Origin of the sequence: Achromobacter sp. 2789STDY5608621 (assembly GCF_001299375.1) — a bacterium.
Classification (GTDB): domain Bacteria; phylum Pseudomonadota; class Gammaproteobacteria; order Burkholderiales; family Burkholderiaceae_B; genus Achromobacter; species Achromobacter insuavis.
This window is the reverse complement of record NZ_CYTU01000026.1, coordinates 45181-52810: the sequence shown is the minus strand read 5'-3', so window position 1 is coordinate 52810 and position 7630 is coordinate 45181. Positions and strand designations below refer to the sequence as shown.

The following is a 7630-nucleotide window of genomic DNA, read 5'->3' as shown; positions in this document are numbered from 1 at the left end:
CCATGGCCCTGCGCGCCACTATCTACAAGGCCGACCTCAACGTGGCCGACACCGATCGGCACTACTACGGCAGCCACTCGCTGACGGTCGCCCGCCATCCTTCCGAAACCGACGAGCGCATGATGGTGCGCATGGTGGCCTACGCGCTGCACGCGCAGGAAGAGCTGGCCTTCACCAAGGGCCTGAGCGACACCGACGAGCCGGACCTGTGGGTCAAGGACCTGACCGGCGCCATCACATTGTGGATCGAAGTCGGCCAGCCCGAAGAGCGCCGCATTCTGCGCGCCTGCGGCCGCGCCGAACAGGTCATCATCTACTGTTACGGCGGCTCCGCCAGCAAGATCTGGTGGGACGGCGTGCGCAACAAGCTCGAGCGCACCCGCAACCTGAAGGTCATCAACCTGCCGTCCGAGCAGACCCGCGCCCTGGCCAGCCTGGCCGAACGCACCATGCAGCTGAACGCCAATATCTCGGACGGGGTGGTGTATTTCTCGGCCGACAAGGGCGAAGTCAGCATCGAGCCCGAAATCTGGCGCTGACGCCGCCAGGCTTTTTGTCCCCGTTTTTCCAACGGCCGGCCCGGCTTTCCGCGGCCGGCCGTTTGCCGTCCTGGGCGGCCACGGCAATTAGTGCGCCGCAACAAAAAAGGCGTGCAAAGTGCGCGGGGCGGATTTATATTATGGGCATCATATTAAAGGAGTCCCGACCATGGCCGGCCCCGCTTCCCGTAAAGAGCTGTCGCACGAGCGCATCGTGGACGCGGCCGCGCGCGCGATCCGCCGCGAGGGGTATGCCGGCGTGGGCGTGGCCGACGTCATGAAGGAAGCCGGGCTGACGCACGGCGGCTTCTACGCCCATTTCCCGTCGCGCGACGCCATGTTGGTGGCGGCGATGGAACGCGCCGGCCGCGATGGCGCCGCCCGCATGACGCAGGGCATGGCGCGCCGCCGCGCCGAAGGCGCCAGCCCGCTGCGCGCCCTGGTCGAGAGTTACCTGTCCGAGACCCACCTGACCAGCTGCGAGGGCGGCTGCCCGATTTCGGCGCTGGCGTCCGAGATGCCGCGCCAGTCGCCCGAGGTGCGTGAGATGTCCGCCAGCCGCGTGCAGGGCCTGGTGGAGGTGGTCGGACGGGCCTTGCCGGCCGACGCCGCGCCGCACGTCGCCATGGCGGTCACCAGCAATCTGGTGGGCGCCATCCAGCTGGCGCGCGCGCTGGGCGACAACGCGCAGGGCCGCGCCATGCTGGCGGCGGCGCGCGAGTCCATCCTGGCGCAATACGACAGCGAGGGGCGGCAAGCGTCGCACTGACCCGGTTCATCCCAGGCCGCATCGCGCGGCCATTCTTTCCATCGTAAATATGATGATCATCATATTTATATAACCGGCCGGCATCACCGGCCACAACCCGAATGCAGCACCCAGGAGATCCATCATGGAATTGAAGAACGCCACCGTCCTCATCACCGGCGCCAACCGCGGCATCGGCCTGGCCTTCGCCCGCGAGGCGCTGGCCCGCGGCGCCCGCAAGGTCTACGCCGGCGCGCGCGATCCGGCCAGCGTCACGCTGCCGGGCGTGCAGGCCATCAAGCTCGACGTCACCAGCGACCAGGACGTGGCCGCCGCGGCCGCGCTGGCCCAGGATGTGACGCTGGTCATCAACAACGCCGGCATCGCCGCCATCGGCGGCTTCCTGGCCGAGGACAGCATCGAATCGGCGCGCCGCCACCTGGAAACCAACCTGCTGGGCTCGCTGCGCGTGGCCCAGGCGTTCGCGCCGGCGCTCGCGGCCAACGGCGGCGGCGCGCTGCTGAACGTGCTGTCGATCGCCAGCTGGATCAACCGGCCGCGCCTGGGCGTGTACGGCATGAGCAAGTCGGCCGCCTGGGCCCTGACCAACGGCCTGCGCCACGAACTGCGCGAGCAGGGCACGCAGGTGCTGGGCCTGCACATGGGCTTTGTGGATACCGACCTGACGCGCGACCTGGACGCGCCCAAGCTCGCGCCCGAGGACGTCGTGGTCCAGGCCTTCGACGCACTCGAGGCCGGCGCCGAGGAAGTGCTGGCCGATGACGCGACGCGCCAGGTCAAGCAGGGCCTGTCGGCCAGCCCGGCCTCCTATCTGCTGGCGTAAGCCGCTCCTTTTCCTTCCGATCCCTCGTTTCCTCCAAGCCCGACCGCCATGCACTCCCACGCCACCCCCGCGGCTTCCGCCGCCTCGCCGTCCGCGGCCGCGTCGCCCTGGCCGATCTTCTGGATCGCCAGCGTCGCCGTGTTCCTGGCCTCGCTCGACGCGACCATGCTCTACGCCGCGTTCAGCGCCATGCGCGCCGGCTTTCCCGAGGCCTCGGCCGCCGACATGTCGTGGGTGCTGAATGCCTACACCGTGGTCTACGCGGCCATGCTGATCCCGTCCGGCGGCCTGGCCGACACGCACGGGCGCAAGCGCATGTTCATGATCGGGGTGCTGCTGTTCCTGGCCTCGTCCGCCGCCTGCGGCCTGGCCGGCACGGTCGGCTGGCTGATCGCGGCGCGCGTGGCGCAGGCGGTGGGGGCGGCGCTGCTGACGCCGGCCTCGCTGTCGATCGTGCTGGCGGCGTTCCCGGCCTCGCAGCGCTCGGTGGCGGTGAGTCTGTGGGGCGCCGTGGCCGCGCTGGCGGCGGCGGTCGGCCCCAGCCTGGGCGCGTTCGTGGTCGATGCCGCGGGCTGGCCGTGGGCGTTCTACATCAACCTGCCGCTGGGGGCGTTGTCGCTGTGGTTCGGCGCCGGCCGTCTCAAGGAATCGGTGCGGCCCGAGGCGCGCCGCCGGGTCGACGGCGTGGGCATGGCCCTGCTGATGGTGGCGGTGGGCGCGGTGGCGCTGGCCATCGTGCAGTCGGAATCGCCGCACTGGAGCCGCGGCGAGCTGTGGATGGTGGCGGCGATGGGGCTGGTGTCGCTGGCGGCCTTCGTCGGCTGGGCCCGCACCACGCCGCATCCGCTGGTCGACCTGGCCTTGTTCAAGCACCGCACCTATCGCTACGTGAACCTGGCCACGCTCAGCTTCGGCATCGCCTTCGCGATGATGTTCTTCGCCTTTTTCTTCTACATGACCGGGGTCTGGCACTACAGCCTGCCAAAGGCCGGCCTGGCGGTCACGCCGGGGCCGCTGCTGGTGATGCCGACCGCGATCATCACCGGCAAGCTGGCCGCGCGCCTGGGCCATCGCCCGTTCCTGGTGGGCGGGTCACTGGTGTACGCCGCCAGCGGGCTGTGGTTCCTGCTGGTGCCGGGCGCCGAGCCCGCCTATCTGGCGCATTGGCTGCCCGGGTTGATCCTGAGCGGGCTGGGCGTGGGCCTGGTGCTGCCGTCGCTGGCCGGCGCTGCGGTCAACCGCCTGCCGCCGCAGCACTACGCGGTCGGCAGCGCCGTCAACCAGGCCACGCGCCAGATCGGCGCGGTGCTGGGCGTGGCGCTGACCGTGCTGCTGCTGGGCAAGGGCGCGCTCAGCCATGCCGATTTCGATCCGCTGTACCTGGGCCACGTCGGCCTGGCGCTGTTGACGGCCCTGCTGTGCCTGGCGGTGGATACCCGGCCGCGTCCCGCGCATGCCTGAGCGCGGCGCGGCGGGCCGGTCAGCGCGGGGTGCGCTGGTGCGGCACCAGGGGCGGGGCCTGACGGCCCGCCTGCAGGGTCCAGAAGTCGGGCAGGAAGCACTCGGCCACCAGCAGCGGCTGGCCCTGGCGCCAGAACACCGAGCGCCGCGCCCAGACGCGCTGCGCGTCGCGCTCGCGGCCATTGCGCACCAGCACGCCGGCGGCGGTGGCGTGGAACGGCACCGGCGAGGCCAGCAGACGGCAGGCGAACGGCGATCGCACCACGGTGCTGTCGTGGTAAAGCATGTCGGCCAGCGGTCGCGTCAGCAGGCGCCGCATGCCTTGCCAGGCGCCGTGCGAGGCGCGCAGCGGCGTCAGGCTGCGCGCCGGCACGCTGTCGATGCCGTCGACCGACATCAGCACCTCGCGCACCCACACCGGCGCGCCGGGGGCGATGCGCATGGCGCGGGCCTCGTCGGCCGGCGCGCCGTCGGCGTATTCGGCCAGCACCCGCAGGCGCACCTGGCCGACCTGGCGCAGGCCGGCGGTCAGGGCGCCGGGACGGAACAGCCAGTGGCGCTGGGTGAGCGACAGGCGCGGCGGCGCGCTGGCCAGCCAGCCTGCCGCGAGGGGAGGACGATGTGTTGCTGCTGAGGTCATCATGGCTGCGTATTATGCCAAGGCCGGGGCGCCGGTTCGATGCCGGCCCCTGTGGCCGATTGCCGCAGGCCCCCGCATCGGCCCGCGCCGCCGCCTGGGGACGCGGGGTGCGCTCCGCATACAATACCGGCCATGGAAAAAGTACGAATCTCCAAGCTCATGTCCGAGCGTGGACTCTGTTCGCGCCGCGAGGCCGACAGCTATATCGAACGCGGCTGGGTGCGGGTCGACGGCGAAGTGGTGTCCGAACTGGGCGCGCGCGCCTTCCCCGACCAGGTCATCACGCTGGAACGCGCCGCCCAGGCGCGCCAGACGTCGCGCGTCACCATCCTCATCAACAAGCCGGTCGGCTACGTCTCGGGCCAGGCCGAAAAGGGCTACACGCCCGCGGTGGCGCTGATCGACGCGCGGTCGCGCTTTGCCGGCGACCGCAGCTCGCACCGCTTCGAGCGCGGCCACCTGGACGGCCTGGCCGTGGCCGGGCGGCTGGACATCGATTCGCAGGGCCTCCTGGTGCTGACACAGGACGGCCGCGTGGCCAAGCTGCTGATCGGCGAAGACTCCAGCATCGACAAGGAATACCTGGTGCGGGTGCAGGGCGAGCTGTCCGAGAACGGCCTGGCGCTGCTCAACCACGGCCTGTCGCTGGACGGCAAGGCGCTCAAGCCGGCCCAGGTGCGCTGGCAGAACCACGACCAGTTGCGCTTCGTGCTGCGCGAAGGCAAGAAGCGCCAGATCCGCCGCATGTGCGAACTGGTGGGCCTGAAAGTGGTGGGCCTGAAGCGCGTGCGCATCGGCCGCGTGGCCCTGGGCGACCTGCCGCTGGGGCAGTGGCGCTACCTGCGCGACGACGAACGCTTCTGATCGGGACGGCGGTCCGGGGCCGCCGCGCGCATGCCGCGCCGGGGCCTACCGGCCGCGAGCAAATTTTTCAGTCTGTTTCCGAGCCGCCGTCATTTCATGAATGGCGCGGTATCCTTCGCCTGCCCGTCCCCGCCCAGGCGCTCCATCAGGAATTCGATGAAGATCCGGGTCTTGGCGGGCAAGAGCCGGGTTTCCGTGACGGCATACACCAGGAACGGTCCCAGCTGCCAGTCCGGCAGCACGCGCCGCAGCTGGCCCGATTTCTGCTCGGCGGTCTGGCCGCCGACCAGCACGGTGATGCCGGCGCCCAGCATCGCCAGGCGGCGGGCCATGGCCACGCCGTTGACGGAAAAGCGGTTGCCGGGCGTGAACTGGATGTGCTGGTCGCCGCTGTTCAGCGGCCAGCGGGTGACGCGGCCGGCGCCTTCGGCGCGGAACTCGATGCACTCGTGGCGGGTCAGGTCGCTGGGGTGCCTGGGTTCCCCGTGCTTCTCCAGGTATTCGCGCGAGGCGTACAGATGGGCGGGCAGCATGCCCAGCAGCCTCGCGATCTGCGTCGAGTCGGGCAGGTCGCCGATCTCGATGGAAATATCGCAGGTCTGGAACACGCGCTGGGCGTGGTCCGGGTTGGCGAGGTCCAGGAAAAAGGTGACGTCGGGATAGCGGCGCGAGAATTCCATGAACGATTCGGCCAGGAAGTCCGTACCGAAATCCGCTGGCATGTTCACCCGCAGCGGCCCCGACGGCGTGTCGACCAGCTTCTGCAGTTCCTCGTGGGCGATCTGGGCCTCGGCGACGATGCGTTGGCAGCGTTCGAAGTACAGCCGGCCGGCGTCGGTCAGCTCCACCTTGCGGGTGGTGCGGCTGAGCAGGCGCAGGCCCACGGACCGTTCCAATTCGGCCACCTGGCGAGACAATGTCGATTTGGGCACTCCCAGGGCGGCCGCCGCACGGCTAAAACTGTGCGTCTTGGCGACCTCCACGAAGAGCTCCATGCCTTGTAGACGTTTCATGGAAGGGATTCTGTCACACGATGGGGTGATTTATTGTCCCATATCTGGAATGATGTTTTCTCAATATGCCTCTTTGTTTCTCGGGCGGGATAACGCAAAATGCGAATTCTGCAATGCAGCAAAGCGTCGATGCCCTGCCTGAATGTCTGAGGCGAAACCACACCCCAGTCAATCCTCACGAGCCGAACCGATGCACGGTTCGGGTCGCGCCGTTGTTGCCGCCAGATGTCCGGCGGCCGCCGCGGTCTCCCTGTGGGCGCAGGCCCCGGCGGGCGGGCGTGAGGCTACCTTTTTAGTTGGAAATCGGGAATGCAATCTATGAACAAGAAAAGCGCGATGTGGCGCGGTGCGGCGGTGCTTACGCTGACGGCATCGGCCCTGACGTTGGCCGCTTGCGGCAAGAAGCAGGACGCGCCCCAGGCGGGCAAGCCGCAGGTGACGGTCGTCACTCTGACCACCAAACCGGTTTCCCTCACCACTGAATTGCCGGGCCGCACCTCGCCGTTCCGCGTCGCCGAAGTGCGGCCGCAGGTCAACGGCATCGTGCAGAAGCGCCTGTTCACCGAGGGCGGCGAGGTCAAGGCCGGCGAACAGCTTTACCAGATCGACCCCGCGCTCTACCAGGCCAGCTTCGACAGCCAGAAGGCCGCCCTGGCGCGCGCCCAGGCGCAGCAGAAGACCGCCGCGCTGCTGGCCGAGCGCTACAAGCCGCTGGTGGCCACCCGCGCCGTCAGCCAGCAGACCTACGACAACGCCGTGGCCTCGCGCGACCAGGCCGTCGCCGACGTGCTGTCGGCCAAGGCCGCGCTCGACACCGCGCGCATCAACCTGGTCTACACCAAGGTGCTGTCGCCGATCGACGGCATCATCGGCCGCTCCTCGGTCACCGAAGGCGCGCTGGTCACCGCCAACCAGGCCACGGCCCTGGCCGCCGTGCAGCAGATCGATCCGATCTACGTCGACGTGACGCAGTCCAGCGTGCAACTGCTGCGCCTGCAGAACGCGCTCGCCAGCGGCCAGCTCAAGAAGGCCGAGGGCGAGCAGGCCGCGCTGGTCACGCTGACGCTGGAAGACGGCTCGCAATACACCCAGCAGGGCAAGCTGCAGTTCTCCGAAGTCACGGTCGATCAGGGCACCGGCTCGGTGACGCTGCGCGCGGTGTTCCCCAACCCGGACCGCCGCCTGCTGCCGGGCATGTTCGTGCGCGCCCGCCTGGTCGACGGCGTCGCCGCCGACGGCCTGCTGGTGCCGCAACGCGGCGTGACGCGCAACCAGCGCGGCCTGCCGACGGCGCTCGTGGTCAATGCCGAGAACAAAGTCGAATTGCGTGAACTCAAGACCGACCGCGCCATTGGCGACCAGTGGCTGGTCACCGACGGCCTGAAGGCTGGTGAAAAGGTCATCGTGGAAGGCGTGCAGATGGTGCGCCCGGGCGTCGAGGTGGTGGCCACGGAAGCCGGCGCCAAGCCGGCGCAGCAACCGCAGGCGGGCGCCGCGGCGGCCAAGCAGTAGTCAGGGAGC

The 7630-nt window shown here is 69.5% G+C and carries 8 protein-coding genes; 6 read left to right on the top strand and 2 right to left on the bottom strand.

The window, feature by feature from the left end; all coding sequences use genetic code 11:
• The first annotated feature begins 2 nt into the window (after positions 1-2).
• The 4 genes from AOZ53_RS21665 to AOZ53_RS21650 all read left to right on the top strand — a co-directional run bounded on the left by AOZ53_RS21665 (position 3) and on the right by AOZ53_RS21650 (position 3592).
• Positions 3-539 carry a YaeQ family protein gene (locus AOZ53_RS21665; protein WP_054432010.1) on the top strand — a complete coding sequence of 179 codons (537 nt, stop codon included), beginning with the start codon at positions 3-5 and terminating at the stop codon, positions 537-539.
• Between the two features lie 169 nt (positions 540-708).
• Positions 709-1308 (top strand): TetR/AcrR family transcriptional regulator, encoded by a 600-nt coding sequence (locus AOZ53_RS21660; RefSeq protein WP_054432009.1) that lies wholly within the window; start codon positions 709-711, stop codon positions 1306-1308.
• A 124-nt stretch (positions 1309-1432) separates the two neighbouring features.
• A complete protein-coding gene (locus AOZ53_RS21655) occupies positions 1433-2131 on the top strand; it encodes an SDR family oxidoreductase (RefSeq protein ID WP_054432008.1) in 699 nt (232 codons plus the stop codon).
• Positions 2132-2179: 48 nt separating this feature from the next.
• Positions 2180-3592, top strand: coding sequence for a DHA2 family efflux MFS transporter permease subunit (locus tag AOZ53_RS21650; RefSeq protein ID WP_054489270.1), 1413 nt, complete (start codon positions 2180-2182; stop codon positions 3590-3592).
• A 19-nt stretch (positions 3593-3611) separates the two neighbouring features.
• On the opposite strand, the gene AOZ53_RS21645 is transcribed toward AOZ53_RS21650, so the two are convergent.
• Positions 3612-4235: a chorismate--pyruvate lyase family protein gene (locus tag AOZ53_RS21645; protein WP_369815886.1), complete on the bottom strand. Its 624-nt coding sequence runs from the start codon at positions 4233-4235 to the stop codon at positions 3612-3614.
• A gap of 129 nt (positions 4236-4364) precedes the next feature.
• On the opposite strand from AOZ53_RS21645, the gene AOZ53_RS21640 reads away from it, so the two are divergent.
• Entirely contained in the window at positions 4365-5096 is a 732-nt protein-coding gene (locus AOZ53_RS21640) for a pseudouridine synthase (RefSeq protein ID WP_054489268.1), read from the top strand.
• A gap of 89 nt (positions 5097-5185) precedes the next feature.
• Here the strand turns inward: AOZ53_RS21640 and AOZ53_RS21635 are convergent, their stop codons facing one another.
• The gene (locus AOZ53_RS21635; RefSeq protein WP_054489266.1) at positions 5186-6091 is read right to left on the bottom strand and encodes a LysR family transcriptional regulator; all 906 of its coding nucleotides are present in this window, start codon (positions 6089-6091) and stop codon (positions 5186-5188) included.
• Between the two features lie 336 nt (positions 6092-6427).
• Between AOZ53_RS21635 and AOZ53_RS21630 the strand changes: the two genes are divergently transcribed.
• Positions 6428-7621, top strand: coding sequence for an efflux RND transporter periplasmic adaptor subunit (locus AOZ53_RS21630; RefSeq protein ID WP_054432004.1), 1194 nt, complete (start codon positions 6428-6430; stop codon positions 7619-7621).
• The last annotated feature ends 9 nt before the right edge of the window (positions 7622-7630 follow it).

Excerpts from the sequence above, each read along its gene's own strand:
- AOZ53_RS21665 (WP_054432010.1), top strand. The coding sequence starts at position 3 with ATGGCCCTGCGCGCCACTATCTACAAGGCCGACCTCAACGTGGCCGAC.
- AOZ53_RS21660 (WP_054432009.1), top strand. The coding sequence starts at position 709 with ATGGCCGGCCCCGCTTCCCGTAAAGAGCTGTCGCACGAGCGCATCGTG.
- AOZ53_RS21655 (WP_054432008.1), top strand. The coding sequence starts at position 1,433 with ATGGAATTGAAGAACGCCACCGTCCTCATCACCGGCGCCAACCGCGGC.
- AOZ53_RS21650 (WP_054489270.1), top strand. The coding sequence starts at position 2,180 with ATGCACTCCCACGCCACCCCCGCGGCTTCCGCCGCCTCGCCGTCCGCG.
- AOZ53_RS21645 (WP_369815886.1), bottom strand. The coding sequence starts at position 4,235 with ATGATGACCTCAGCAGCAACACATCGTCCTCCCCTCGCGGCAGGCTGG.
- AOZ53_RS21640 (WP_054489268.1), top strand. The coding sequence starts at position 4,365 with ATGGAAAAAGTACGAATCTCCAAGCTCATGTCCGAGCGTGGACTCTGT.
- AOZ53_RS21635 (WP_054489266.1), bottom strand. The coding sequence starts at position 6,091 with ATGGAGCTCTTCGTGGAGGTCGCCAAGACGCACAGTTTTAGCCGTGCG.
- AOZ53_RS21630 (WP_054432004.1), top strand. The coding sequence starts at position 6,428 with ATGAACAAGAAAAGCGCGATGTGGCGCGGTGCGGCGGTGCTTACGCTG.